21 protein-coding genes are annotated in these 26,100 nt (G+C 62.7%); 14 read left to right on the top strand and 7 right to left on the bottom strand.

Annotated elements, in window-relative coordinates:
• The first annotated feature begins 38 nt into the window (after nt 1-38).
• Both AB6804_RS05945 and AB6804_RS05940 read left to right on the top strand, forming a co-directional pair.
• The gene (locus tag AB6804_RS05945; protein WP_035965222.1) at nt 39-1,250 is read left to right on the top strand and encodes a putative DNA modification/repair radical SAM protein; all 1,212 of its coding nucleotides are present in this window, start codon (nt 39-41) and stop codon (nt 1,248-1,250) included.
• 7 nt (nt 1,251-1,257) lie between these two features.
• A complete protein-coding gene (locus tag AB6804_RS05940) occupies nt 1,258-2,709 on the top strand; it encodes a UdgX family uracil-DNA binding protein (RefSeq protein ID WP_370885662.1) in 1,452 nt (483 codons plus the stop codon).
• On the opposite strand, the gene AB6804_RS05935 is transcribed toward AB6804_RS05940, so the two are convergent.
• Nucleotides 2,706-3,494: an SDR family NAD(P)-dependent oxidoreductase gene (locus AB6804_RS05935; RefSeq protein WP_370885661.1), complete on the bottom strand. Its 789-nt coding sequence runs from the start codon at nt 3,492-3,494 to the stop codon at nt 2,706-2,708. The two genes, AB6804_RS05940 and AB6804_RS05935, sit on opposite strands and share 4 nt — an antisense overlap.
• A 206-nt stretch (nt 3,495-3,700) precedes the next feature.
• On the opposite strand from AB6804_RS05935, the gene AB6804_RS05930 reads away from it, so the two are divergent.
• The 3 genes from AB6804_RS05930 to AB6804_RS05920 all read left to right on the top strand — a co-directional run bounded on the left by AB6804_RS05930 (nt 3,701) and on the right by AB6804_RS05920 (nt 7,054).
• Nucleotides 3,701-4,480 (top strand): DUF4410 domain-containing protein, encoded by a 780-nt coding sequence (locus AB6804_RS05930; protein WP_370885660.1) that lies wholly within the window; start codon nt 3,701-3,703, stop codon nt 4,478-4,480.
• Between the two features lie 73 nt (nt 4,481-4,553).
• Nucleotides 4,554-6,620 (top strand): putative bifunctional diguanylate cyclase/phosphodiesterase, encoded by a 2,067-nt coding sequence (locus AB6804_RS05925; RefSeq protein ID WP_370885659.1) that lies wholly within the window; start codon nt 4,554-4,556, stop codon nt 6,618-6,620.
• 137 nt (nt 6,621-6,757) lie between these two features.
• Nucleotides 6,758-7,054, top strand: coding sequence for a hypothetical protein (locus AB6804_RS05920; RefSeq protein WP_370885658.1), 297 nt, complete (start codon nt 6,758-6,760; stop codon nt 7,052-7,054).
• 53 nt (nt 7,055-7,107) lie between these two features.
• On the opposite strand, the gene AB6804_RS05915 is transcribed toward AB6804_RS05920, so the two are convergent.
• On the bottom strand, nt 7,108-7,965 hold the full coding sequence (locus AB6804_RS05915) for an EAL domain-containing protein (protein WP_370885657.1): 858 nt from the start codon (nt 7,963-7,965) through the stop codon (nt 7,108-7,110).
• A gap of 292 nt (nt 7,966-8,257) precedes the next feature.
• Complete coding sequence (locus AB6804_RS05910; RefSeq protein ID WP_035965771.1) at nt 8,258-9,379, bottom strand: ABC transporter ATP-binding protein; 1,122 nt, start codon at nt 9,377-9,379, stop codon at nt 8,258-8,260.
• 237 nt (nt 9,380-9,616) lie between these two features.
• Between AB6804_RS05910 and AB6804_RS05905 the strand changes: the two genes are divergently transcribed.
• From AB6804_RS05905 to AB6804_RS05875, 7 genes are read left to right on the top strand one after another with little or no spacing between them, the layout of a single operon-like run.
• Entirely contained in the window at nt 9,617-10,987 is a 1,371-nt protein-coding gene (locus AB6804_RS05905) for a sugar ABC transporter substrate-binding protein (protein ID WP_370885656.1), read from the top strand.
• A gap of 42 nt (nt 10,988-11,029) precedes the next feature.
• A complete protein-coding gene (locus AB6804_RS05900; protein WP_370885655.1) occupies nt 11,030-11,971 on the top strand; it encodes a carbohydrate ABC transporter permease in 942 nt (313 codons plus the stop codon).
• The gene (locus AB6804_RS05895) at nt 11,968-12,849 is read left to right on the top strand and encodes a carbohydrate ABC transporter permease (protein WP_244796842.1); all 882 of its coding nucleotides are present in this window, start codon (nt 11,968-11,970) and stop codon (nt 12,847-12,849) included. Before AB6804_RS05900 ends, AB6804_RS05895 begins: the two co-directional genes overlap by 4 nt.
• A 36-nt stretch (nt 12,850-12,885) precedes the next feature.
• On the top strand, nt 12,886-13,866 hold the full coding sequence (locus tag AB6804_RS05890) for a sugar-binding transcriptional regulator (protein ID WP_035965161.1): 981 nt from the start codon (nt 12,886-12,888) through the stop codon (nt 13,864-13,866).
• A gap of 7 nt (nt 13,867-13,873) precedes the next feature.
• On the top strand, nt 13,874-14,620 hold the full coding sequence (locus AB6804_RS05885) for an SDR family oxidoreductase (RefSeq protein WP_370885654.1): 747 nt from the start codon (nt 13,874-13,876) through the stop codon (nt 14,618-14,620).
• A 34-nt stretch (nt 14,621-14,654) separates the two neighbouring features.
• Entirely contained in the window at nt 14,655-15,689 is a 1,035-nt protein-coding gene (locus AB6804_RS05880; RefSeq protein WP_370885653.1) for an NAD(P)-dependent alcohol dehydrogenase, read from the top strand.
• A 26-nt stretch (nt 15,690-15,715) separates the two neighbouring features.
• Entirely contained in the window at nt 15,716-16,798 is a 1,083-nt protein-coding gene (locus tag AB6804_RS05875) for an alcohol dehydrogenase catalytic domain-containing protein (protein ID WP_370885652.1), read from the top strand.
• A 54-nt stretch (nt 16,799-16,852) separates the two neighbouring features.
• Here AB6804_RS05875 and AB6804_RS05870 read toward each other — a convergent pair whose 3' ends face one another.
• Both AB6804_RS05870 and AB6804_RS05865 read right to left on the bottom strand, forming a co-directional pair.
• Nucleotides 16,853-18,202 (bottom strand): beta-glucosidase, encoded by a 1,350-nt coding sequence (locus tag AB6804_RS05870; RefSeq protein WP_370885651.1) that lies wholly within the window; start codon nt 18,200-18,202, stop codon nt 16,853-16,855.
• A 700-nt stretch (nt 18,203-18,902) separates the two neighbouring features.
• Nucleotides 18,903-21,170 carry a filamentous hemagglutinin N-terminal domain-containing protein gene (locus AB6804_RS05865; protein WP_370885650.1) on the bottom strand — a complete coding sequence of 756 codons (2,268 nt, stop codon included), beginning with the start codon at nt 21,168-21,170 and terminating at the stop codon, nt 18,903-18,905.
• Nucleotides 21,171-21,765: 595 nt separating this feature from the next.
• Here AB6804_RS05865 and AB6804_RS05860 point away from each other — a divergent pair.
• A complete protein-coding gene (locus AB6804_RS05860) occupies nt 21,766-22,944 on the top strand; it encodes a glycosyl hydrolase (RefSeq protein WP_370885649.1) in 1,179 nt (392 codons plus the stop codon).
• A gap of 82 nt (nt 22,945-23,026) precedes the next feature.
• Nucleotides 23,027-23,890: a class I SAM-dependent methyltransferase gene (locus AB6804_RS05855; protein ID WP_370885648.1), complete on the top strand. Its 864-nt coding sequence runs from the start codon at nt 23,027-23,029 to the stop codon at nt 23,888-23,890.
• An 11-nt stretch (nt 23,891-23,901) separates the two neighbouring features.
• Here the strand turns inward: AB6804_RS05855 and AB6804_RS05850 are convergent, their stop codons facing one another.
• A complete protein-coding gene (locus AB6804_RS05850) occupies nt 23,902-24,873 on the bottom strand; it encodes a hydroxymethylglutaryl-CoA lyase (protein WP_370885647.1) in 972 nt (323 codons plus the stop codon).
• Nucleotides 24,870-26,075 carry a CaiB/BaiF CoA transferase family protein gene (locus tag AB6804_RS05845; RefSeq protein WP_370885646.1) on the bottom strand — a complete coding sequence of 402 codons (1,206 nt, stop codon included), beginning with the start codon at nt 26,073-26,075 and terminating at the stop codon, nt 24,870-24,872. The genes AB6804_RS05850 and AB6804_RS05845 overlap by 4 nt, the downstream gene beginning before the upstream one ends.
• Nucleotides 26,076-26,100: the final 25 nt, after the last annotated feature.

Here is a 26,100-nt window from a genome sequence, read left to right as displayed (position 1 = left end):
GATAGCATACTGTATAAACATACAGTATCATAGCCAAAATGGAACTGTCAGAAAAGCTCGAAATTCTCGCGGATGCTGCCAAGTACGACGCCTCGTGCGCGAGCGGCGGCGCGCCGAAACGCGAGTCGCGCGGCGTGGACGGCCTCGGCGCGAGCACGGGCTCGGGCATCTGCCACAGCTTCACGCCGGACGGCCGCTGCGTGTCCTTGCTGAAGATTCTGCTGACCAACTTTTGCCTGTACGACTGCCGCTATTGCATCAACCGCCGGTCGAGCAACGTGCCGCGCGCGCGCTTCACGCCGGAAGAAGTGGTCACACTGACGGTGGATTTTTATCGCCGCAATTACATCGACGGCCTGTTTCTCAGTTCCGGCGTCATTCGCTCGTCGAATTACACGATGGAGCAGCTCGTTCTCGTCGCGAAGACGTTGCGCGAGAAGCATCAGTTTCGCGGCTACATCCATCTGAAAACCATACCGGATGCCGATCCGGAAATCATCGCGCAGGCGGGGCGGTATGCGGACCGGCTGAGCGTGAATATCGAGCTACCGACCGAGATCAGCCTCGAACGTCTCGCGCCAGAAAAAAGCGGGCGAACCATCAAGCTCGCGATGGGCAATATCCGCGTGGCGCGAGAAGAATCGGAAGCGGAGCCACGCGCGCCACGTTTCGCGCCGGCGGGGCAGAGCACGCAGATGATCGTCGGCGCCGACGAAACGGACGACCGCACCATCCTCGGCACCGCCGAAACGCTGTACGGTTCCTATCAACTGAAGCGCGTCTACTATTCCGCGTTCAGCCCGATTCCGGACAGCCCGACCGGCGTTCCGTCGAAAGCGCCGCCGCTGTTGCGGGAGCACCGGCTGTATCAGGCGGACTTTTTGATGCGCGGTTATGGCTTCAATGCAGCCGAACTTCTCGGCGATGCCGGCAATTTGCCGCTCGATGTCGATCCCAAGCTCGCCTGGGCGCTTGCTCACCGCGAGCGCTTTCCGGTCGATCTGAATGCCGCGCCGGCGCGCATGATCGCGCGTGTGCCGGGCATCGGCATGCGCAACGCGAAGCGCATCGTCGAATTGCGCCGGACGCGGCGCGTGCGCTACCACGACCTCGTGCGGCTTCGCTGCAGCATGGACAAGGTGAAGCCGTTTGTGGTGACGGAGGATTATCGGCCGCCGCTCGTCGAGGCATCGTCGGAGAATTTGCGGCGGGCGCTCGCGACGCAGCCAGTGCAGTTGTCGCTTCTGTAGCGTCGAAATGCAGGCCATCACCATCGACGACGATTTCGACGCCTGGCGCAGCGCGGCGCTGAACGCGCTGTCGCTCGGACTCGCGCCCGAAGCGATCGACTGGCGCACGCGCCAGAGCGAAGCGCCCGCGTTGTTCGAAGCGCCCGCGTTGTTCGAAGCGAACGCCGATGCCGCCGCGCCTTCGGGCCAGCCGCAACAGGTGCGCGTCTCGCGCGAACTCGCCGCGCTGCTGAAAGACGCCGCGCATTTCCGCGACGCGCATCGCTGGGGCTTTCTGTATCGCGTGTTATGGCGATGGACCCACGGCGATCGCTCGGTCGCTTCTCCCGCCGACGAAGACGGCGCGCGCCTCTACAAGATGGCGAAGGCGGTGCGGCGCGCGCAGCACGACATGATTGCCTACGTGCGTTTTCGTCAGCGCGACGCGTCGCTCGGCCCGCCCGAATACGTTGCGTGGTACGAGCCGGATCACGATGTCCTCGCGTGGGGCGCGGATCACTTCGCGGCGCGCATGGGCCGCTCGACATGGCTCATCACGACGCCCGACGGCGCGGCGATGTGGAACGGCGAGCGCCTGCAGATCGAGCGCCGCCGCGCGCTGGCGTCCGACCATGCGACGGACACGCCCGACGCCGCCGAAGACCTCTGGATGACTTACTACCGCAGCATCTTCAATCCGGCGCGTCTCAATGAGTCCGCGCTCGAACAGCACATGCCGGTGCGGTTCTGGAAGGGCTTGCCGGAAGGCGCGCTGATCCCCCAAATGCTGAGCGATGCGCGCGGCGGCGCGCGGCGCGTCGCGCAGGCGAGGACGGTCGGCGCGCTCGGCGGCAAGACGGTGCAGGTCGAGGCGGAAGATGCGCAGCCGGAACGCGACGCGCCCACCTCGCTCGATACCTGCCGCCGCTGCGATCTCTGGCGCAATGCGACGCAGGCGGTGCACGGCGCGGGGCCGCCCGATGCGCGCATCATGCTGCTTGGCGAACAGCCCGGCGATCAGGAAGACCTGAAAGGCGAGCCGTTCGTCGGACCGGCCGGACAATTGCTCGACGACGCGATGCGTCGCGCCGGTGTGCCGCGCGAACAGGTGTATCTGACCAACGCGGTGAAGCATTTCAAGTGGGAGCCGCGCGGCAAGCGGCGTCTGCACAAGACGCCCGCGCAGCAGGAAGTCGAAGCGTGTTCGTACTGGCTGGAACGCGAACTGAACGATACCGATGCACGCGTTATCGTCACGCTGGGCGCGACCGCGCTCACCGCGCTGCTCGGCAAGCGCGCGACCTTGCGCGAGCACGTCGGACGCGTGGTGCCGTTCGGCGACAAGCTGATCGTCGCGACGTATCACCCGTCGTACGCGCTCAGGCAGCAGGACGAAACGGCGCGCGAAAAGACCGTCGCCGATATCACCGATGCGCTCGCCAAGGCCCACGCGTTGAGCGCGGGCCCGGGCACGCGCTAGAAGGCCGCGCGCACGACTCCGCCGTCCGCACGCAACGCCGCGCCATTCGTCGCCGATGACAGCTCCGAGCACACATACACGACCATGCTCGCGATCTCTTCCGGCTGAATGAAGCGCTTGAGCAGCGAGCTTGGCCGCGCCTCCGCGAAGAACGACTTCTCCGCTTCCTCGAAGCTCTTGCCGCCCGAGAGCTTGTCGACGAACTCGGTCACGCCTTCTGAACTCGTCGGGCCGGGCAGCACCGCGTTGACGGTCACGCCCGTGCCTGCGCATGTTTCGGCGAGGCCACGCGAGAGCGCGAGTTGCGCGGTCTTCGTCAGTCCGTAGTGGATCATTTCGACGGGAATCTGAATGCCGCTCTCGCTGCTGATGAAGACGACGCGTCCCCAGTTCTTCGCCTTCATCTTCGGCAGATAGGCTCGCGACAGCCGCACGCCCGACATCACGTTGGCGTTGAAAAAACGCAGCCAGTCGTCGTCGGAAATATCTTCGAACGGCTTCGGTTCGAAGATGCCCATATTGTTCACGAGAATATCGACGTCGGGGAAGCGTTGCACCAGCGCGTTCACTTGCGCGGCGTCCGAGACATCGCCGGCGAAGCCTTCCACTTGCGCATTCGGCACGGCCTGGCGCAGCTTGTCGAGCGCGGCATCGACGGATGACTGCGAACGTCCATTGACGATCACGCGCGCTCCTTCACGCGCGAGGCCCACCGCGATGGCATGGCCGATTCCTTTCGTCGATCCCGAAACGAATGCGAGTTTGCTGCCGATCTTGAGGTCCATTCCTGACTCCGTGGTTGGTGGCGGTTCGTGTATCCGGTGCATGGTAGCGACGTCCGCGCAATCGCGCTGAAGCGCCGCGCAGCGGGCTCTTGCGGTGGATGAAACTTCGCGACATAAATGTTCGATGGCCCAGGCGGCGGGCCTCGTCCATAGTTGCGTCTGAAGCGAATCACCCAGCCAACGATTCATCAAGCCGAGCCGCCACCATGTCCAAGCCGATCCGTTCTTCCTCGCTCAATTCCATCCTCAAGCATGCGCGCCGCGTCGTGATCGCGGGCGTGATGACCAGCAGCGCGTTGTTCGCCGGCTGCGCGCAAGCCGGCCAATATCCGAACGCGACGACGGTCGCCGCGGCGCCCGCGACGCGTCCTGACGCAATCTACGTCTACGCGTTCGACAGCAGCGCAGGCGACGTCAAGCTCGACGATCACGGTATCGCATCGAAGCTGAAGGCCTCGATGTCCGGCGATTCGCCCGCACAACAGCAATCGCAGGAAGCGGTCGAAGCACGCGAGGCGGTCGCCAACGAAATCGTCGCGAAGCTGCAGTCGATGGGCTTGCCCGCGATCCGCGCCGATGTCCCGCCGCCGGACGATCGGAGCGTTCTGGTCGTCGCGGGCAGTATCGACAAGATCGACGCCGGCAACCGCCGCCGCCGCGTGCTGATCGGCCTCGGCGCGGGCGAAAGCAAGGTCGGTGCGACGGTGCAGCTCCTCTACAAGCCGGCGCACGGCGTACCGCAACTCGTCGAGCAGTTCGACGCGAGCGCGGACAGCGGCCACGCGCCGGGCGTCGCGGAGATGGCGGGCGTCGGCGCGGCGGCGGGCCATGCGATGAGTTCGCTGGCGGTATCGGGCGGACTGCATGGGGTGTCGGAAACGAAGCGGGCGGGCGTTTCGTCCGATGAAAAGCGCCTTGGCGATGCAATCGCGGTGCAGATCGGTAAAAGCGGCGCGGCGCAGGGATGGATGCCGGCCAGGAGTTGAGCGCGGACTCAAGAATGCCGGGGCGCGCGCCGATAAGACGCAGACGCAAACAAGCATCTTGAACCCGGCTCCTATGCACGGCACATACAATTTCTGGCTCGTCGCGGCGTCGCTCGTGGTGGCGACGCTCGCCTCGTTCACGGCGCTCGACATCTCCGGCCGCATCGCGGCGCTGTCCCGCTCGCGCATGCGCTACGTGTGGCTCGCGGGAGGCGCGGCATCGATGGGCACCGGCATTTGGTCGATGCATTTCATCGGCGTGCTCGCCTTCGCGCTGCCGATCCCGCTCGGCTATGACCTGAGCATCACGGCGGCGTCGCTCGGTGTTGCGATACTCGTCTCGTTCTTTGCGCTGTCCGTCATCAACGGCGCGCGGCTCACCATCGCGCGGCTCGTCGTCAGCAGCGTGCTGATGGGCGCGGGTATCGCGACGATGCATTACATGGGCGATGCCGCGATGCGCATGCAACCGGCCATCGTCTACGATCGCGCGCTGTTCGCGGCGTCGATTGCGATTGCGGTCACCGCATCCGGCGCGGCGCTGTGGATTGCACGCGCGCTGTCCGACGCGAGCCAGTCGAACTTGATCATCAAGCGCGTTGCGTCGGCGCTCGTGATGGGCATCGCGATCACCGGCATGCACTATACGGGCAATGCCGCCGCGAACTTTCCGCTCGGCGCGGTCTGCGGCGCGGCCAACGATGTGGACGTTCACTGGCTCGGCACGACCGTCACGCTCTTCACGCTGACGATCCTCGTCATCACGCTCGTGCTGTCGCGCTTCGACGCGCATAACGCGATGCTTGCCGGCTCCGTGACGAAGTTGCACGGACAGATCGTCCATATGGCGACGTTCGACACGCTCACGGATTTGCCGAACCGCCGCACGATGACCGAGCGCATCGAGCTGGCGGTCCGCCACGCGACGCACGGCGGCACTCGCTTCGCGATTCTTTTCATGGACCTCGACGGCTTCAAGACCATCAACGATTCGCTCGGCCACTCCACCGGCGACGAAGTGCTGAAGGCGTTCGCGCGACGCCTGCTGCAATGCGTGCGCGGCGGCGATACGGTCGCGCGGCTCGGCGGCGACGAGTTCGTCGTGCTGCTGGAGAACATGAAAGCGCATGGCGACGCGGAGCGGCTCGCCGAACGCATCCTCGATACGATGAGGAAGGGACTCGTGATCGGCGAGCATCCGTTGCAGGTGATGCCGAGCATCGGCATTGCGCTGTTCCCCGACGATGGCGAGAGCGTCGAAGCGCTGCTCAAGCATGCGGATGTCGCGATGTACGAGGCGAAGCGCGGCGGGCGTAGCACGTATCGCTTCTTCGAGGCGAGCATGAACGAAGCGGCGGTGCGCACGCTGAAGATTCAGCAGGCGTTGCACGAAGCGCTGGACGCGGGCTACTTCTTTCTGCTGTTTCAGCCGAAGTTTCGCGGCGGCGGCGAACTTGCGGGTGCGGAGGCGCTGATCCGGCTCGATCATCCGCAGAGCGGATTGCTGACGCCGATGGAGTTCATTCCGATTGCGGAGCGTTCGGGGCAGATCGTGGAAATCGGCTATTGGGTCGTGCGCGAGACCTGCCGGCAGATGGTGCGATGGCGCGAGGCGGGACGTCCTCCGGTGAAGGTGGCGATCAACCTGTCGCCGCGGCAGATGAACGAGACGGATCTCGTGGCTCGCATTCTGGCGATACTGCGCGAGGAAGGCGTGGCGAGCGAGCAGTTGATGTTCGAGATAACCGAGACGGTGGCGATGCAGGACGCCCCGCGCACCATCGACATGATTCGCGCGTTTCAGGACAATGGCTTCGAGATCGCCATCGACGATTTCGGCACGGGGTATTCGAGTCTCGCTTATTTGCAGCGTTTTCGTGCGAAGCAATTGAAGATCGACCGGTTCTTCACAAACGGGCTGGATGAGAACGGGCAGGAAGGGCGCGCGATCGTATCGGCGATTATTGCGCTCGCGCATTCGCTCGATATGGACGTGGTCGCGGAAGGGGTGGAGACGGGGACGCAGCGTGATCGGCTGCGCGATCTCATGTGTGATGAGATGCAGGGGTTCTTGTTGGCGAAGCCGCTTTCGGCGCAGGCGTTCGAGGCGTTGCTGGAGGAGGGGGCGGTGGGGGTTTGAGCGGAGATGCCGCACGGTGCGGGAAGCGGGCTCAATATGACGGGCCGCGCGCGGCCTGAATAACCGCGAGTTGACTCGTTGCGCATGGGATCACTTTTTGCTCTGGCATCGCAACTGCCACGTCTTCGGAGCCTCCCATGCTCACCTTCCGCACTGCACCGCTCGCTGTCATCGCCTTGTCGGTGACCGCGCTCATCACCGTACCGGCGACACCCGCGCACGCTCAAGACTCCGCCGCCTCAACGCCGAAGCAGGTCAAGAAAGCCGAACGCAAAGCTGCACGAGCCAAGAAGAATGCGGAACTGAGCGAGCTGGAAAAGAACGGCTACAACCCGTCCGGCCAGCAGACCGACTATCCGCGCAACCTGCAAAACGCCCAGCAGCGCATCAACGCGCAAAAGGCCGGCCAGCCCGCGCCGGCATCCGCTCCATGATCAAGGCTTGACGCGCGATGCGCCTTTCATGAGCGCATCGCACGAAGCCGTCATCAAGCCGCGTTCGCAAACCGCACGTCTGTCACGACGCTGCCAGGCATCGACGCTCGCACGCCCGGAACGTTGTCCATCCCGAACACAGGCCGGGCAAGATAGAAGCCCTGCGCAAGCACATGCGGCCATTGCGCGAGCCATTGCGCCTGCGCCAGTGTCTCCACACCCTCGACGACGATCTTGACGTTAAGCCGCGTCAGCAGCGCAAGCACCGACGAAAACACCGTTCGTGCGTTCGGACAACGCGGCGCTTCCGACAGCAGTTCCTTCGCGATCTTCACGGTCCCAAAGTCGATCGGCCCAAGCGCCGCAAGACAGGCGAAGCCCGTGCCGAAATCGTCCATCGCCACGTTCACGCCACAATCGCGCAGCCGTTGCACCACCCTCGACATGCAAGGAAAGCGAGCAAGATCCTGGCTCTCCGAGAGTTCGATTTCGATCAGATCAGGCGGGATGCCATGCGCATCACAAACGGTTTGAAGCCGCTCGCTGAACTCATCCAACGATGCGAGCGAAGGCGGGACGTTGATTGCCACCGGATAACACACGCCCGTCGCCTGCAGCGCCGAAATATCGCGCGATACGGTGTTCATCACGAAGTCCGTCAACTCGACGATGACTTCGTCGTCTTCGAGCGCCTTGTAGAAACTTCCTGGCAACAACACGCCGAACTCCGGATGACGCCAACGGATGAGCGCTTCCATCTGCGCGAGCTCGCTGTTATCGACCCGGTAGATGCCCTGATACGCGACGCAAAACTCGCCGATTCTCAAACCCTGAAGCACCCGGCACTTCAGCGCGTGACCGGCAGCCGGTGCGGCGTTCGAAAGCCGCGAGCGAAGTGTTGTTGCGTTCATGCTGTGCCGCCCGTTGATTGGATCAGGCGCTTAATTGCATGACTCATGCCCGTTTCGGCATTGATCGGGCAAAAGCGCCATTGGTCGGGGGAAAACCCTTAGGCATGCATCATTGCAGGGCATGATTGCGTAACGAGCAACCGCAGCGGAGCGTAAAGGTGGGAGCATTAGGCGTCGCCGCCGGTAACACTGACGGCTACGGGGAAAGATCGTACGAGACACCGTTTGCAGCAAACGCTGCAGTTTCTGCGATGTTTTGTAATACGGACTAATGCGTCGCCCGCCCTTTCGATCAGACGATAGCCGCCTCGGCGACCGGCCGCATTCTTTCGAGCGCGCTGCCATCTTCACGGAACAAGTGCACGTGCCGGATGCTGAAGCCGACGTTGAGCCGTTGACCGTCGACCGCGGTCGACTCCCCCGAGCCTTTCACGTTGATCACGAGATCGTTCGGCAAGCGTATGTGCAGAAGCGTTTCTCCGCCAAGATGCTCGATGACCATGACTTCGCCGGTCAGACCGCTGTCGATGTCCCCGCTGCCCGACTCGATGAAATGCTCAGGGCGTATTCCAAGCGTGAGGCTTTCTCCCGGCTTGATCGACGCCGCAGCAAACGGCAGCGTCAACGGTTCGCCTCCGGGCAGTTCAATGGTCACGCCCGTGGCATCGACACGCAGCACCCGGACATCGATGAAGTTCATCTTCGGCGAGCCGATAAAGCCCGCGACGAAACGATTATGAGGCGTCCGATACAACTCCAGCGGCGAACCGATCTGCTCCACACGCCCATGATTCAACACGACGATGCGGTCGGCCATGGTCATGGCTTCGGTCTGGTCGTGCGTGACGTAGATCATCGTCGCGTTGAGTTGCTTGTGCAGCTTGATGAGCTCGAGGCGCATCTGTACGCGCAACGCTGCATCGAGATTGGATAGCGGTTCGTCGAACAGAAAGACCTTCGGTTCCCGAACGATTGATCGCCCGATGGCCACGCGTTGCCGCTGCCCGCCCGACAGCGCGCGAGGACGCCTTTCGAGCAACTGGCCGATCTGCAGTATCTCCGCCGCGCGATTGACGCGCTCCTTGATCTGCGCTTCGGGCAACTTCAGCATGCGCAGGCCGAACGCGATGTTCTCGTACACGGACATGTGCGGATAGAGCGCATACGACTGGAACACCATCGCGACGCCGCGTTGCGAAGGCTCGAGATCCGTCACGTCTTCGCCGCCGATCAGCACTTGTCCCGAATCGGACTGCTCGAGTCCGGCAATGCTGCGAAGCAGGGTGGACTTGCCGCATCCCGATGGCCCTACGAAGACCATGAACTCGCGGTCGGCCACTTCGATATCGACGCCCTTCAACACTTCGGTGCCTGCAAAGGCCTTGCGAATCTGCTGCAAATGGACTGCGCTCATGCGTGTCTCCATCTAAGCCGGTTTCATCGCCGCACTGCGCAGGGGTATCGCAGTGCAGCATCGAATGCCTTGACTCACATTGTTCTTGACAACCTGTTCGGGCCCAAATATACAATTGTAAAACCGAAATTACAAGTGAAACGACACGGCTCCCCGCCGTGCTTTTTCGCTCCGCCACGCAGGGAAGGACGCACGACACGAACGTATCCGCTCGAGAAAACAGAAAGGAGACAAGGCATGAAAAAGCGCATCACGCAGGGCATACAGTCCCGTCCGTTGAAGCACATCGCGGCAGTCGCGCTGTTGGCGGCAAGCGCGGCGTTCACTGCATCCGGTGCCCAAGCCTGGACGCTCAAGGAAGCGGCGCAGCCGTACTCCGGCACTACCATCAAGGCTATATTTCTCGATCGCCCCGGATACAAGGCCGCACAAACCCTGATTCCTCAGTTCGAGAAAGAGACGGGCATCAAGGTGCGCTGGGAAGTCATTCCCTACGAGAACACGCGCGAGAAGGAAGTGCTCAACTTCGTCGGCGGCGGCGACCAGGACATCGTGCTCGTCGACGTCGTCTGGATCGGCGAATTCGCGAGCAACAAGTGGCTCGTGCCGATCAAGAAGTTCACTGACGATCCCAAGCTCGCGGACCCGAGCCTCAATTTGCAGGGCTTCTTCCCGATCCTGCTCGATTCGTTCGGCACATGGGACAAGGTCACGTATGGCCTGCCGTTCGATAACTACTCGGGCCTCATGTTCTACAACAAGTGCATGTTGAAGGACGCGGGTTTCGACGCGCCCCCGAAGACGTGGGACGAACTGCTCAACACGTATGCACCGAAGCTCACGAAGGGCGACAAGTTCGCATTCGCGCTTCAGTCGCGGCGCGGCGAAACTCAATCGGCCGACAGCTTCATGCGCGTGCTGTGGCCGAACGGTGGCTCGCTGCTCGATGCGAAGTTCAAATCGAACCTCATGTCGCCGCAATCGCAGGCGGGACTCGAATATCGGCAGAAGCTGATGAAGTACATGCCGCCCGGCATCGTCGACTTCGATCACGCCGAAGCGGTGAACGCGCTTGCGCAAGGCCAGGTCGCGATGATCACCGAATGGTCCGCGTTCTACCCGACCCTCACCGACCCGAGCAAGTCGAAGATCGGCAACTGTCTTGCGATCACCACCGAGCCGAAGGGCCCAGCGGGCCTCAAGCCCGCGCTCGGCGGCTTCTCGCTTGCGGTCAACGCGAAGTCGAATGCGAAGAAGCAGGCCGCGTCGTGGCTCTTCATTCAGTGGATCACCTCCGAAGCGATGGCCAAGCCGTATCTCGAAGCGGGCGGCGTGCCGGCGCGTACGGCGGTGTACAAGGATGCGGCCGTGCAGGACAAGTATCCGTTCGTCAAGCCAATGGTCGAGTCGTGGCAGGGCGGCGTGCCGGATTATCGTCCGCGCTTCCCTGAATGGCCTGCGGTGTCGGAAGTCATCGGCGAATGGGGCAGCAAAATGATGCTCGGTCAGGTCACGGTGAAAGAGGGCGCGCAGACCATCGGCCAGAAAACCGAGGACATCCTGAAGAAAGCAGGCTATTACGACGGCAAGAAGCCATTGCTGAAGTAAGCGAGAAGAACGCAGTCATCCCAAGGAACCGGAGGCGATTCAATGGCGAACGGCACTGTAGCATCCGCGACACAGCCAAGGAGGCCGCGCAAGCACGCGCGCCGCTTCGGCATACTGCCGCGCTCGCCCGCCTTCTGGTTCCTGTTTCCTGCGATCTTCGCGCTGGCGGTCATCGGCATCTATCCGCTGCTGCTTGCGCTCTATAACTCGTTCCATCAATACAAACTGGCCGATCTCGCATCGGGCACGCCGTTCGTCGGCGTCGATAATTACATCTCGACGCTGTCCGATCCCTCGTTCTGGGGCGCGCTAGGCCGCACCGCGCTGTTCCTGTGCCTTACGCTGCCCATCGAAATCGCGCTCGGTCTGTTCGCCGCGCTGATGCTCCATCGCATGGACTTGCGCTTCATGCGTGCCGCCGCACGCGTGAGCCTCGTCATTCCGATGGCCACGACTTATGCGGTCGTCGGTCTGATCGGCCGGCTCATCTTCAACCGCCAGTTCGGCGTAGCGAACTATCTGACCGGGCTTTTTGGCATTCCGCCGCAAGACTGGCTTGCCGATCCCACGCTCGCGTTCGTGTCCGTGATGATCATGGATATCTGGCAATGGACGCCGTTCTGTGCGCTCATCATGCTTGCCGGTCTCTCGATGGTCCCCAAGGAAGCCGAAGAAGCCGCGCGGCTCGAAACGCCGAAGTGGAGCATGATCTTGTGGCACTTGCAGCGGCCTTATCTGCTGCCGGGCCTGACCGCGATCCTGATTCTCCGCTCCGCCGACATGCTCAAGATGTTCGACGCCGTCTTCACGATGACGCGCGGCGGCCCTGGCGCCGCGACCGAGTTCATCAGTGTCTATATTCAGCGCGTGGGCTTCCGGCTCTTCGATCAGGGCATGGCATCGGCGCAAGCGATCATCCTGCTGATCCTGACCATCGTGTTGTCGCGACTGTATATTCGCTTCGTTTATCGGGAGGCCGCGTGAGCACCACTGTTAATCAAGCCGCGAACGGCGGCGTCGCTCAACGCGGCAAGCGTGCGCGCGCAGCACGCAGGCGCGCGACCGTATGGCATTTCATTGGCCTGCTCGTGGTGTTTCTCTCGTCGGTGTTTCCGTTCTACTGGATGGTGACGACGAGCCTCAAGAGCCAGTCCGACGCGCTCGCGTATCCACCGAAATGGCTCTTCAGTCCGACGTTCCACCACTATTCGGCCGCGCTCTTCGAACATGATGTGGCGGGCAGCCTGCTCAATTCGCTCATCATCGCGAGTTCTACGACCGTGCTTGCCATCCTGCTCGGCACACCCGCCGCATACGCACTCGCACGCTACGAGTTCCGGGGCAAGGAAGACCTGTGGTTCTGGTTCATCTCGAACCGCATGGTGAGTCCGGTGGTGCTCGCGGTGCCGTTCTTTCTGATCGCGACGAAGCTCGATATCGTCGATACGCATATCGTGCTGATCCTGCTGTACCTGACGTTCTCGCTGCCGATCGTCGTGTGGATATGCACCGATCAGTTCCGCAACATACCCGTCGAACTCGACGAAGCCGCGCGGCTCGACGGCGCATCGCCGTGGCGCGTGTTCTGGCGCATCAACTTGCCGCTCGCGATGCCGGGCATCGTCGTGTCGGCGATCTTCGCGTTCATCTTCTCGTGGAACGATCTGCTCTATGCGCTCGTGCTGACACGTACGGAAGCCATCACATCGCCCGTTGCCGCGACGAGTTACATGAGCGGCTATGAACTGCCCTGGGGCGAAATCATGGCGACCGGCACGCTGATCGTCTTGCCGATGGTGGTCTTCGCGCTGCTCGTATCGGGCCGGCTCGTACAAGGGCTCACGATGGGCGCGGTGAAGTAGACTCGCGCAGCCCTTCATTGCGACTACACAGAGAACATGAGCAAGACAGCCCCGCCGATTGCCATCGCGGTAACGGACGAATCGATCGACTCGGAAGAGGAGTTGCAGGCCCGCGTCGCGTGGCATTACTACGTCGGCAATCTGACGCAGCAGGAGATCGCCCAGCGCATCGGCAGCAATCGCGTGCGAGTCAACCGGCTGCTGGCCGCGAGCCGCGAATCGGGCCTCGTGCAGATCACCATCAACAGCAAGATAGCGCCATGCGTGGCGCTCGAAGAAGCGCTGGTCAGGCGCTTCGGGCTGGAAAGCGCGGTGGTCGTGCCGAGCGGCGCGAACACCGAAGCGAACAACGCCGCGCTCGGCATAGGAGCGGCGAGTTACTTCGCGAAGCAGATCGTCGCGGGACTGACTATCGGGCTCGGCTGGGGCCGCACGATACGCGCGGTGCTGCGTGCGATGCCGCAGCGCTCGTATGGCGCAGTGTCGGCCGTATCGCTGCAAGGCGGTCTGTCGCATTGCCCGAGCATCAACACGTTCGATCTGGTGTCGGACTTTGCGAACATCTGCCGCGCCGATGGCTATATTTTCGCCGCGCCGATCTACGTCAGCAGCCAGAAGGCGCGCGATGTGATCCTGCAGGAAGGCACGGTGCGCGAAACTTACGAGCTTGCGCGCAATGCCGATCTTGCGTTGCTGACGTGCGGCGACCTGACGGAATCGCTCGTCGTGACGTATGGCATCGACAATCCCGAGCAATTGCGCACGCTCGAAAAAGCGGGCGCGGTGGGCGACATGCTCGGACACTTCATGGATGAAGACGGCGAGCTGATCGATCATCCGTTGAATCGACGCACGGTCGCGATCACGCTCGAAGATTTGCGCAAGATACGTCGCGTGATACTGGTGAGCGGCGGACCGAAGAAGTTTCATGTGACACGTGCCGCGTTGCGGGGCCGCTATCCGTCGGTGCTCGTCACCGATGAAGACACCGCGCGACGCCTGTGTGAAGAGCCTTGATCGAGACATGACCACTATCGACCGGAATCGTGAATTCGAAGGTAAGACCGTGCTCGTAACGGGTGCGGGCAAGGGCATCGGTCATGCGACGGTGCATCTGCTGATCGAACGAGGCGCGCGTGTCATTGCATTGAGCCGCAGCGCGGACGATCTCGCGATGCTGGCGAACGAAACGGGCTGCGAGACGATCGCAGTCGATCTCGCCGATGCCGGCGCCGCACGCGAAGCCGCCCGCGCCGCCCAGCCGGTGGACCTGCTCGTCAACTGCGCGGGCCTCGTCGAGCTGCAGCCGTTCCTCGACACCACCGCCGATGCCTTCGATCTCACGATGAACGTCAATGTGCGCGCCGCGATGATCGTCGCTCAGGCGTGCGCGAAAAGCATGATCGAGCGCGGCAAGGGCGGGGCGATCGTCAACGTGTCGAGCATATCGGCGGCGGTCGGCTTGCCGCTGCATGCATCGTATTGCGCATCGAAGGGCGCGCTCGATGCGATGACGCGCGTAATGGCCGTCGAGCTTGGTCCACATGGCATACGCGTGAACGCGGTCAACCCCGTGGTCACGATGACGCCAATGGCCGAGAAAGCGTGGAGCGATCCCGCGAAATCCGGCCCGATGCTCGCGCGCATCCCGATGAATCGCTTCGTGCAGCCGGTAGAGGTCGCACGCACCATCGCTTACTTGCTGAGCGACGATTCGAGCATGGTAAGCGGCGTAAGCCTCGCAGTCGATGGCGGCTTTCAGGCGGGATGATAGGGATTCCTCATTCAAACGCGAAGGAACGACGATGGAAGCACTGGTTCTCGAAGAAGCACGGCGCATCAGCTTGCGTCCGTTCAGCTTGCCGCAGGTCGTGGGTCCGCACGATGTGCGGATACGCATCCATACGGTCGGCATTTGCGGCAGCGACGTTCACTATTACCAGCATGGACGCATTGGGCCATTCGTGGTCAATGAGCCGATGGTGCTCGGGCACGAAGCATCGGGCACCGTCGTCGAAACGGGTGAGGAAGTGACGCATCTGAAAGCGGGCGACCGCGTGTGCATGGAGCCGGGCGTTCCGGACATGCAATCGCGTGCATCGCGTGAAGGCATGTATAACCTCGATCCCAAAGTGCGCTTCTGGGCGACGCCGCCGGTGCATGGCTGCCTCGCGCCGTTCGTCGTGCATCCGGCCGCGTTCACCTACAAGCTGCCCGACAACGTGAGCTTCGCGGAAGGCGCAATCGTCGAGCCGCTGTCCATCGGCTTGCAGGCGGCGAAGAAAGCGGCCATTCAGCCGGGCGATGTCGCTGTCGTGCTGGGCGCGGGCACCATCGGCATGATGTGCGCGCTGTCCGCGCTCGCGGGCGGATGCAGCCGGGCGATCGTCTGCGATCTCGTGCAGGAAAAGCTCGATCTGATCGGCGCGGTGCAGGGCGTCACCGCGGTGAATATTCGCGAGCAGCGCGTGCAGGACGTCATCGCGGAACTGACGGACGGCTGGGGCGCGAACATCGTGTTCGAAGCGAGCGGCAACGAGAAGGCGTTCGATGGCATCGTCGACTTGCTGTGTCCCGGCGGATGTCTCGTGCTAGTCGGCATGCCGCAACGCGCGGTTCCGCTCGATGTCGTCGCGGTGCAGATCAAGGAAGCGCGTATCGAATCCGTGTTCCGCTACGCTAATATCTTTCCGCGTGCCATCCAGCTGATCGCGTCCGGCAAGCTGGATGTCAAGCCTTTCATCTCGCGCACGTTCCCCTTCGCCGAAGGCATCAAGGCCTTCGAGGAAGCGGCGAGCGGCGTGCCGACGGATGTGAAAGTGCAGATCGTCATGGAATGACGCGATAACGACCGGGAGACGCGATCATGGAGAACACCGACAACGCGGAGATGACGGCCATCGTCTGCCGCGCGCCCAAGGACTATCGCGTCGAGCGCGTGCAGCGCCCGCGTGCCGGGCCGAACGAGCTGGTGATTCGCATCGCTGCATGCGGCATCTGCGCGAGCGACTGCAAGTGCTGGTCGGGCGCGAAGATGTTCTGGGGCGGGCCGAATCCGTGGGTCAAGGCGCCGGTCATCCCCGGGCATGAGTTCTTCGGTTATGTCGAGGAACTCGGCGACGGCGCGGCGGCGCATTTCGGCGTGCAGAAGGGCGATCGCGTGATCGCGGAGCAAATCGTGCCTTGTACGAAGTGCCGCTATTGCAGATCGGGGCAGTACTGGATGTGCGAAGTGCACAACATCTTCGGCTTTCAGCGCGAAGTCGCGGACGGCGGCATGGCGGAATACATGCGCTTTCCGCCCACCGCGATCGTTCACAAGATTCCCGATGGCATCTCGCTCGAAGACGCCGCGATCATCGAGCCGCTCGCATGCGCCATCCATACGGTGAATCGCGGTGACATTCAGTTGAGCGATGTCGTCGTGATTGCAGGCGCGGGACCGCTCGGTCTGATGATGGTGCAGGTCGCGCATCTCAAGACGCCGAAGAAGCTCGTCGTGATCGATCTCGTCGACGAGCGTCTCGAACTAGCCCGCGAATACGGCGCGGATATCACGATCAACCCAAAGACGGACAACGCGCTCGAAGCCATCCGCGCGATCACCGATCAATACGGCTGCGACGTGTATATCGAAACGACGGGCTCGCCGGCGGGCGTCACGCAAGGACTCGAACTGATACGCAAGCTCGGGCGCTTCGTGGAATTCTCTGTGTTCGGCAGCGATACGACGGTCGACTGGTCGATCATCGGCGATCGCAAGGAACTCGACGTGCGCGGCGCGCATCTCGGACCGTACTGCTATCCGATCGCGATAGATCTGCTCGCGCGCGGTCTCGTGACTTCAAAGGGAATCGTCACGCACGGCTTCACGCTGGAAGAGTGGGACGATGCGATCGAAGTGGCGAATTCGCTCGACTCGATCAAGGTGTTGCTGCGGCCGAAGTAAGCACGGCGCGCACATAAAAAAAGGCGGAACGCATCTGCGTTCCGCCTTTTTCTCTTACTTCGATGCCGCTACCGCCGCCTTGACCGTCGAATAGACCGCCTTGTTCGACCCGCCATTGGTGAGGATACCGAACTCGCCGCTAGGATCGTCATACAGTTCGTACCAGTTGAAGCCGATCACGTTGTACGTGCTTCGCGCCGCGTAAAGCTCCGGAATCGTCTTCGAGATATAAGCCTGCGCCTTGGCCGTCGAGAAGTCCGCGTTGATGCCGATCTCGGTGAACATGATCGGCAGGTTGTACGCGTCGTGCAGGATCTTGAGCACGTTGTAGTTCGTGCCGTCCTTGCCCCACGTGTTCACCGGATCCAGACCGTCCGAGTACCAGTGCAACTGGAGGATGTCCGTCGGCACCTTTGGATGGCCCGTCGAGCCGTCCGGCTGCGTGCCGGTCAGCATGCCCTTGTACCAGCCGAGATTCAGGAAGCCCGTCGACGCCGTGTTGATGATCTTCGTCTGCCCGGACTTGTCGACAGAGCGCCAGCCGTCATAGGAACCGCGCATCGTGCCGCGCCAGATAGGCCACGTGTTGTTGTCGTAGTCGGAGACGTTCACGCCGTCGTTCGCGATGCGCTGGTTGTGCTCGTCGATGTCGTATTCGTTGCCGAACTCAACGACGGGCACGCCCTTGAAGCGGGTTGCCGCGTAAGCCGCCATGTTATAGGCGTATGTGTAGGCCGAGGCTTCGGTCGGCGTGCGGCCGTTCAGCGTCGGGTCCATCCACGGATGCGGAATGACCAGCGGCATGACGTTGACCTTCGAGCCGACGTTGGGCATGACCTTGTCGGCGAGGATATCGATCTGCGCGTTGCTGTAGACGTCCTGACGCACGCTGGTGAGACCGAGGTCGACCATCGTCGCGGACTGGGTCGCGAGCGGGATCGACGAATAGACGCCGCCCTGGATGTAGTGGGCATTGACGCCGAAGAACGGGATCGCGGTCGAAGCCGAAGCCGACGCGGCAGTGGTGGTGCGCGGGTCGCTCGACGTCACCCACGTGTTGTTCTGCCACACCCACCACAGCTTGTTCACGTTCTGCTGATAAATCTTGCCGCCGTACCACAGCAACTGAACGACGGCCTGCGAGAAACCGGCCTTCTGGCCCGCGCGATAGATGACGCCGTTGGTGACGGTCCAGACCGCGTTCGAGGAATCGACGATCGACGTACCGGAAGGGATCGTCGTGCCGTTCGGCGACGGTGCCCGCGTGCCGGCTTTGGCGACCGCGGCGGGATCATTCGCGCTGTTTGCGACGCTCGACGGCAGACTGTCCGCGCCGCCGCCACATGCCGAAAGGATTAACGAGCTTGCGAAGAACGAATAAACGATGAAATGGTTTTTTCTCATTCTGAAAATGGATGAACGTGTTCAATTCCGACCGCCGAAAAAAGGTCTTCCCTGAGTGCTTTTAAAGCACCCGCAATTTGAACCTGAAGGGATTAGACAGGCGATCAACCAGTGCGCCACAGACAAAGCAGGCGCGTTTCTCAGTCGCTTTTTACTGACCGGACGAAAGCAATGGTACCCGCTCGTTATTTCTTACCGTATGAAAAAGCCCGTAACGGTATGTAACAGTGAACGTTTGCGTGGCAATTCCTGCGCATCTGCGCATACAAATAAGGACAGAAGCCGTATTTGGTCTTGCATCTGGTGCGGAAGGTCGCTAAGAACCGGCGTTTTTGAACAATGTATTCATACGAATAGCGGAATAAGTTACGCGTTATCTTGCCGTAATATTCGTCGCACAAATGAATGTTTTATCGAACGTGTGAACGGTGAAGGATTAACCTTAGATTGATTATGGTTAAATCGCCGTTCAGAAACATCGATTAGGCGCATTCATACATATATTTCTCGAGGCATAATCCGGCTTCATCGCCATCTTGCGAACCGGGTACAGAATCTTTGTGAAACTCACGTTCGGCCGAATATCGAATCTGGATTGGACCGGATTGAATCGGGCTAGTATCGAGCCGCCATAGGCGAAAAAAAGCCCGCCATCGCTGGCGGGCCGGGCATCGGAAATGCAGATGCAGTTAGCGGATTGTCAGGATCCGTAGAGCCACCGCAACGACGGCGACAACGATCCCACCGGCATGGCCCACGCGCCCGTCGCGCTGAAGTCCCAGGTCGGACCGAAGCTCGCCGGATCGCCCATTTGCGCGTCGGTAAGTCCGCTCGAAGCCGGCGTTCCCGCGCCGCGACCGACGGCCGAGGCCACACCCGCTGACTCCTTGTTCCAGAACACGTTCGGAGCGATCAAGCCGCGGTTTCCGCCCACGATGCCGCCCGCCCGCGCGCCAGCGCCGACGGTGAGCGTCGACATGCCATAGGACTCGTAGATGCCGCCTGCATTGCCGCCCACGAGGCCGCCAACGGCCCCGTTGCCCGTCAGCGATTCCTGCGCATACGACTGCACGATCCTGCCGTTATTGATGCCGACGAGCCCGCCGAGCGCGCCTTGTCCGCTGGCCGTCGCGGACCCGAGCGCGTAGGACCTGGCGATATAACCGTCGTTGCGGCCCACGAGCCCGCCGACAGCGCTGCCGCCGCTGATGTTCCCGCCGGACCACGATTGCTCGATGCGTCCGAAGTTCTCGCCGACGAGTCCGCCCGCCACCGTCGACGCATCGCCCGTTGCCGTGACGACGCCCGATGCACCCACGTTCACGAGATAGCCGCGGTTCGTGCCGACGAGCATGCCGACCGGTGCGCCCGAAGCCGTGGCCGTGGTCCCCGCGAGCACGAAGTTGCGCAGGATGCCGCTCGCGCCGACCACGCCGAACAGGCCAGTCTCGCCGGCGCCGAGATTGAGGCCCACGGGCAGATGACCCATGCCGTCGAACTGTCCGGTGAACGGCGTCGCCGCCGTGCCGATGCCGCCGAGATCCGTCGCGCCGAAGAGTCCGAGGCTCGAGCCGAGCGCGTAGGTGCCGGAAAGATCGTTCTTGACCGCGCGCAGGTCCGCGATGGAATTGACGAGCCGATAAGCGGTGTACTGCGTGACGAGCCCGCTGAACGGCGCGGCGCTCCACGATGGATTGACGCGCACGTTCCCCGGTGTATTGACGCCGTTCATGTCGAACAGGACGGAAACGGCGCCGTTGCTGCGCGACCAGTCGATCGTGCCGAGGTTCGTCACGCTGCCGCCGTTGTTGAACGCGTTCGCGTCCGCATACAGCTTGAGCGAGCCGGATCCCGCATTGGCGATGGTGACGCCGGGCGCGATCGTCACCGAGTGCGCGGCGTTGAGCGTCAGCGACGATGCGCCGTTCCAGCGCAGATTCGTTGGCACGACGATATCGCCCTTGCCGGTTGCGCCCGCGCTGCCGTCCGTGCCGTCGGCATTGACGGTGATGGACGTGCCGCGATTCAGACTCGATGTGAAGGTGCTGGCCGTCGCGGCATCGGCGGTGAATTCGCCCGTGGTGATATTGAGCGAGCCGGCGCTGATGTCCGCGCCGCCGACTCCGACGTTCCTGCCGATGACATCGACGCCGGATGGCGTGCCGTCCGCATTGCGTGCGCTGATCTGCGCGCCGCGTGCATCGACTGAGCCGGTATCGGCGACGAGCCAGACGTGGCCATCGCGCGTCGCGGTGCCGGTTGCGCGCAATGCCGCCGAGCGGCCGGCGAGCGCGAAGATGTTGCCGTCCGCCGCCTGCAGGTTGATGACCGCCGCCTGCACTTCGCCCGCGTTCGCGACCGTGCCGTGACTGCCCACCGCCACGCCGATCTGCTGGTCGTAGCCGGTATCGATCAGCGACACCGAGCGTCCCGTGACGAGATTGGCCGATCCTTCGGGCGCGTCGATGCGTCCCCCGTTCATCACCATGTTCGCGGAGATGAGATACACGTTGCCGCCCGTCGAACTGATGCTGCCGAGATTGACGACGCTCGCATTGGAGTTGCCCGTGAAGGTGGCCTGATAGCCGGAGGCGAAGTCGTCGTTGCTGATGTCGAGCGTCGAGGCGACGAAGTGGCCGCCCGTGGACACCACGCCTCGCGGTCCGATGACCACGCCATGCGGATTGATCAGGTAGACCGTACCGGTTCCCTGTAGCGTTCCGTAGATTGCAGAGACGTCGTTACCGGTCACGCGATTGAGCGTCGCGCCGGTGCCGTTGTTGATCGACACCGTGCGGCCCGAGGCAATCGAAAAGCTCTTCCAGTCGATGATCCCGCGCGCGCCCGATTGCGTGATCGTCATGTTCCCGCCGCTCTGCGCGATGCTTCCCGCGCCGGCAACGAACTGGCCGCCTTGCGGCAGTGGAGCCGCGGCGATGGCCGCCGATCCGACCGACCCGCAAGCCATGGCAATGAGTATCGAAAGAGGGCGGATTGTGAAGCGCGCCGCCCGCGTGCTTGTGTAACCGGCACGGCTGCCGGTTTCGAAAGCGCTCAGGTGACGATTGAATGAATGACGCATAAGCCCCCCTTGGGCTGTGACATTCCCCGTTTGTTGTCGCTTATTGGCGCTCTAGTGGCAGGGCAGTGTAGCAGCACTAACGATGATCAAGGGCGGTCTGTTGCGCGTGTGTCGCGCATGTGTCGCGCATGTGTCGAATGGGTGGCGCGCTTCGAATTGTTATGGCACGAGACGCTGATATCGCGGTTCGGGCGAGATCGAACGGCTCGTGAATGTGCAAGTCGGGATCGACCGGGTTTCGCAGAAACGTCGCCATGAATAGGCGAAGGGGTCAGGGCACACCGGTAAAAATGCCAGCTTCGCATCCAGCGTTTTCAAGCGCACATACAAGAGACGATTCAAGCCCGTGCCCGCATGGCCGTAAACGTGAGCATCAACGCCACCTTTCGCGGCCATGCCAGTCCCCAACCAAGCCTCACGACACCGACTATCCCATCCCGCCGCTTCGCTCGATGCACCGAAGCGCCGAACCTTTCTCGCCATGATGCTCGCGTCGGCGGGCAGCGCGGTGCTGGCCGCCTGCGGCGGCGGAGGCGGCAGCAGCGATTCGCAAGCTGCCGGCAAGTCGAGCGCCGCCGCCAACTCGACGACGTCGACATCGACATCGAGCGCGTCGGCAGCGAGCGGAGCGTCGGCATCGAACGCGACGGATAGCAACAGCGCCGGCGACGCGACTCAGCCCTCGAACGCCAATGAGAGCGATACGAACTCGCAAGCGTCAGGCGCATCGGACGGCCTCTTCTACGGCATCAACGGTCACATGGCGTGGGGCAACGGCATCTACCAGACGATGCCGGCGGCTGCGCAACTCGCCATCCTGCAGGACCTGGGCGTCACCAACTATCGCTGCGACATTGCCGACGGCGGCATGGCGACTACGCTCGCCAACGCGCTGAAGGGCCCGTTTGCGAACAGCGGCGTGTCGATCCTGCCGGTGTTCAATCCGCTGTCCGCGCACTGGGACCCGCACAGCAGCGAAGCCGATGCCTACGCGCTCGGCTATGACCTCGCGGTGCGCTGCACGCGCCCGTTGAAGGGGCTGGTCAAGTACATCGAGTGCGGCAACGAACTGGATGTGGACCTGAAGATCGCCGGTGACGGCAGTTCGACGGCGGACTGGGACCCGGCGTGCTGGCCGTCGTTTCGCGGTGCGCTGCGCGGCATGATCGACGGCGTGCGCGCAATCGATCCGACTATCCAGTGCGGCGTGAACGTCGGCATTCCAATGGCCTATCGCGCGCTGCAGATGCTGTGGAACGGCATTTCGCCCGACGGCACCACGCAGGGCGTGAGCGGCGCGGCGTCGCTGCGCTGGGACTTCACGAGCTATCACTGGTACAAGAGTTCGGGCGACATCCAGTGCGGCGGGCGCAACAACGCGTGCGTCGACGTGCTTCAAGTGCTGAAGGATTCGTTCAACGTGCCGATCTGGCTGACCGAATGGGGCTGGTCGGGTGCGAACGACACGCCGCAGTCCGCCGCGGCGTACACAGGCAAGGCGCTTAGGCAGTATCGATCGATCAAGGACAAATACAACATCCAGTCCATCATGATGTATGCGGTGATGGACAAGGACTACGGTCTCATGCAGCTCGACGGCGTCACGAAGAATCCGGCGTACGCCGTGTTCAAGGACTTCATCGCAGCGAACCCGGTGTAAGCCGCGACGCGGCTCGCAGGAGAAGAGCGCGTCACGCGATAAACGCGTATCGTGTCGCGTATCCCGAACTTCCTTCGACGCCATGAACGCTACTTGCCTCGACCGGGCGCGCGCAGTCGCGATTGCCGTTACCTTCGCTGCAATCGCACTGACAGGCTGTGCATCCTCGTCCTCGCGTGATGCGCAGTCGCAAGGCGCGAGCGCCGCATCGCTCGATGCCGCCATCGGCGGATCGCAGCGCAGCGACAAGGCGCGTGCGCGTGACGTCTATCGCCATCCAAAGGAAACGCTGGAGTTCTTCGGTCTCGCTCCGACGCAATCGGTGCTGGAAATCGCGCCGGGCGGAGGCTGGTACACGGATATTCTTGCGCCTTATCTGCGCGATTCAGGCCGTCTCTACGAGGCGCAATATCTGAGCACGTCCGCCGATCTCGCCGCTGAAGAAAGCGCCACCGATGCCGCGTATCGGCGCAAGCTCGCGAGCGATCCATCGGTGTATGGAAAGGTGGTCGTCGGCACATTGCATGCGGGCCGGTTCATCGACTTCGACGCGAACGAGCGATTCGACCGCGTCTTCACGTTCCGCAATATTCATAACTGGATCAAGGACGGACAAATCGATGCGAACCTGCGTGCGTTCTACGGCGCGCTCAAGCATGGCGGCGAACTCGGCGTCGAAGAGCATCGCGCGCAGCCGGGGACGAGCGAACAGCAAATGATCGAGACGGGTTACGTGACCGAGGCGTTCGTCATCGAGCACGCTCAGGCAGCCGGCTTCGTGCTGAGCGCGCGCAGTGAAATCAACGCGAATCCGAGGGATACGAAAGACTATCCGCATGGCGTGTGGTCGCTGCCGCCCACGTACAGGGGTGGCGAAGCCGACCGGTCGCGCTTTGCGGCTATCGGGGAATCGGATCGCATGACGCTCAGGTTCGTCAAGCCCTAGCGTCACGTCCTCTATCGGCTATGCGCGCGTTCCCGGATGGCGTCGAAGTCAGCCGGTGGCCGATGCAGGTCCAGACGGCGGCCCGCCTTGACGATCTGGCTCGGGATATCGTGGCCAATGAGCGCCGGCAAACGCCGCGAAGCATCGATGAGTCCGCCAAGGTCGACGCCCGTGTCGTAGCCCATGAGTTCGAGGCCGTGGACGATTTCCTCGGTGCACACGTTGCCGCTCGCGCCCGGTGCATAGGGACAACCGCCGATGCCGCCGAGCGACGCATCGAAACGATCCGCTCCTGCGTCGATGGCGGCGAGCACGTTCGCCATGCCCAGGCCCCGCGTGTTATGGAAATGCAGCGTCAGTTCCGTGCCGGGCCATCGCTCGCGGAATGCTTTCGCGAGTGCTGCTACTTGCGTCGGATAAGCCATGCCGGTGGTGTCGCATAGCGTGACGCCGCGCGCACCCAGATCGCCGGCGAATGCGCTGCACCAGTCCATGACCGTGTCCTCGGCGACGTCGCCTTCCATCGGACAGCCAAATGTGCAGGATAGCGAAATATTCACCGATACCCCGGCCTGACGCGCGATCGCCGCGACATCGGAAAGCGCATTGAACGACTGGCTGCGCGTCATTCGCAGATTCGAGAGGTTGTGCGTTTCGCTCGCCGACATGACGAGGTTCAGCTCGTCCGCGCCGGCTTCGATTGCACGTTCGGCCCCGCGCACGTTCGGCACCAGCGCGCTGTACACGACGCCCGGCTGCCGCTCGATGCCGCGCAGCACCGCATCCGCGTCGCTGAGGGCGGGAATCGCTTTCGGCGAAACGAAGGCCGTCACTTCGATCTTCGCCAAGCCGGAACGCGACAACGCATCGACCAGCGCGATCTTGTCCTCCGTCGGAACGAATGCCGTTTCCGCCTGCAAACCGTCCCGCGTGCCGACTTCCTGCATGTAAATGCGCCGCCCGGCGCCGTTCCAGAGTGTCATGCGACCACCTTTCTGCCGCGCAATGCGGCGATATCCTGCGTCGAATAACCGAGTTCCTGCAACACCGCGTCGGTGTCATCGCCGAGACCGGGAGCCGAACTGCGCACCGTGCCCGGCGTGCCCATCAGCTTCGGCACGACGCCGGGCACTTCGACGTCGTAACCGTCGCGCGTGGTCTGCGAAAGGATCATGTCGCGCGCCCGGTAATGAGGGTCCTCGACGATATCCTTCGCGGTATATACCTTGCCCGCCGGCACGCCCGCAGCGCCAAGAACATCGAGCACCTGCTGCACGGATTGCGTGAGCGTCCATGCTCCGATTGCCCCATCGAGTTCCCCGGCGCGCGCGACGCGTCCCGCGTTGTCAGCGAGGTCAGGGGCATTGCCGAGATCGTTGCGTCCGATCGTCTCCATCAGGCGCTTGAAGATGCTATCGCCGTTTCCCGCGATCAGCACGAAGCCGTCCGTGCATCGGTACGCATTCGAAGGCGCGATGCCCGGCAGCGCACTCCCGGCGGCTTCACGCACCGCGCCGAACGCGCTGTACTCCGGAACGAGGCTTTCCATCACGTTGAACACGGCTTCGTTCAACGCGACATCGATCACTTGCCCGACGCCGCCATTCACCTTGCGATGATAAAGCGCAGTGAGAATGCCGATGGTGCCGTGCAACGCCGCGAGCGTATCGCCGATCGAGATTCCGCAGCGCACCGGCACGCGCCCCGGTTCGCCGGTCACATGGCGCAGCCCGCCCATCGCTTCACCGATCGCGCCGAAGCCCGGCAGATCGCGATACGGCCCGGTCTGGCCGTAACCGGAGATGCGCAGCATGATGAGGCCGGGATTGACGCGTGACAGCGCCTCCCATCCCATGCCCCAACGTTCCAGCGTGCCGGGCCGGAAGTTTTCGATGAGCACATCGGCTTCGGCGATCAGCTTGCGGGCGATGTCCTGGCCCTCGGCGCTGCGCAGATCGAGCGCAATCGAGCGCTTGTTGCGCGATTGAACCTGCCACCAGACCGATGTGCCATCCCTGATCAGACGCCAGTTGCGCAAGGGATCGCCGCTACCGGGCGCTTCGATCTTGATCACGTCCGCACCGAACTCACCCAGCGTCTTTCCGGCGAACGGCCCTGCAATCAGTTGCCCCATCTCGACGACGCGCAGTCCTTGCAACGCGGCGGCGGATATGCCGTTGTTCATTATCGTGCTCCTTCTGGTGACGCGT

The sequence above is a fragment of the Caballeronia sp. RCC_10 genome (assembly GCF_041360715.1).
GTDB lineage: Bacteria > Pseudomonadota > Gammaproteobacteria > Burkholderiales > Burkholderiaceae > Caballeronia > Caballeronia grimmiae.
Note: the sequence above shows the minus strand (reverse complement) of the source record. Positions and strands in the feature narration are given on the sequence as shown.

What these genes read in the sequence shown, in the direction of transcription:
- AB6804_RS05860 (WP_370885649.1), top strand. Translation starts at nt 21,766, where the DNA reads ATGATGCTCGCGTCGGCGGGCAGCGCGGTGCTGGCCGCCTGCGGCGGC.
- AB6804_RS05915 (WP_370885657.1), bottom strand. Translation starts at nt 7,965, where the DNA reads ATGAACGCAACAACACTTCGCTCGCGGCTTTCGAACGCCGCACCGGCT.
- AB6804_RS05900 (WP_370885655.1), top strand. Translation starts at nt 11,030, where the DNA reads ATGGCGAACGGCACTGTAGCATCCGCGACACAGCCAAGGAGGCCGCGC.
- AB6804_RS05905 (WP_370885656.1), top strand. Translation starts at nt 9,617, where the DNA reads ATGAAAAAGCGCATCACGCAGGGCATACAGTCCCGTCCGTTGAAGCAC.
- AB6804_RS05940 (WP_370885662.1), top strand. Translation starts at nt 1,258, where the DNA reads ATGCAGGCCATCACCATCGACGACGATTTCGACGCCTGGCGCAGCGCG.
- AB6804_RS05855 (WP_370885648.1), top strand. Translation starts at nt 23,027, where the DNA reads ATGAACGCTACTTGCCTCGACCGGGCGCGCGCAGTCGCGATTGCCGTT.
- AB6804_RS05865 (WP_370885650.1), bottom strand. Translation starts at nt 21,170, where the DNA reads ATGGCTTGCGGGTCGGTCGGATCGGCGGCCATCGCCGCGGCTCCACTG.
- AB6804_RS05870 (WP_370885651.1), bottom strand. Translation starts at nt 18,202, where the DNA reads ATGAGAAAAAACCATTTCATCGTTTATTCGTTCTTCGCAAGCTCGTTA.
- AB6804_RS05875 (WP_370885652.1), top strand. Translation starts at nt 15,716, where the DNA reads ATGGAGAACACCGACAACGCGGAGATGACGGCCATCGTCTGCCGCGCG.
- AB6804_RS05885 (WP_370885654.1), top strand. Translation starts at nt 13,874, where the DNA reads ATGACCACTATCGACCGGAATCGTGAATTCGAAGGTAAGACCGTGCTC.
- AB6804_RS05935 (WP_370885661.1), bottom strand. Translation starts at nt 3,494, where the DNA reads ATGGACCTCAAGATCGGCAGCAAACTCGCATTCGTTTCGGGATCGACG.
- AB6804_RS05920 (WP_370885658.1), top strand. Translation starts at nt 6,758, where the DNA reads ATGCTCACCTTCCGCACTGCACCGCTCGCTGTCATCGCCTTGTCGGTG.
- AB6804_RS05880 (WP_370885653.1), top strand. Translation starts at nt 14,655, where the DNA reads ATGGAAGCACTGGTTCTCGAAGAAGCACGGCGCATCAGCTTGCGTCCG.
- AB6804_RS05930 (WP_370885660.1), top strand. Translation starts at nt 3,701, where the DNA reads ATGTCCAAGCCGATCCGTTCTTCCTCGCTCAATTCCATCCTCAAGCAT.
- AB6804_RS05945 (WP_035965222.1), top strand. Translation starts at nt 39, where the DNA reads ATGGAACTGTCAGAAAAGCTCGAAATTCTCGCGGATGCTGCCAAGTAC.
- AB6804_RS05850 (WP_370885647.1), bottom strand. Translation starts at nt 24,873, where the DNA reads ATGACACTCTGGAACGGCGCCGGGCGGCGCATTTACATGCAGGAAGTC.
- AB6804_RS05925 (WP_370885659.1), top strand. Translation starts at nt 4,554, where the DNA reads ATGCACGGCACATACAATTTCTGGCTCGTCGCGGCGTCGCTCGTGGTG.
- AB6804_RS05845 (WP_370885646.1), bottom strand. Translation starts at nt 26,075, where the DNA reads ATGAACAACGGCATATCCGCCGCCGCGTTGCAAGGACTGCGCGTCGTC.
- AB6804_RS05890 (WP_035965161.1), top strand. Translation starts at nt 12,886, where the DNA reads ATGAGCAAGACAGCCCCGCCGATTGCCATCGCGGTAACGGACGAATCG.
- AB6804_RS05910 (WP_035965771.1), bottom strand. Translation starts at nt 9,379, where the DNA reads ATGAGCGCAGTCCATTTGCAGCAGATTCGCAAGGCCTTTGCAGGCACC.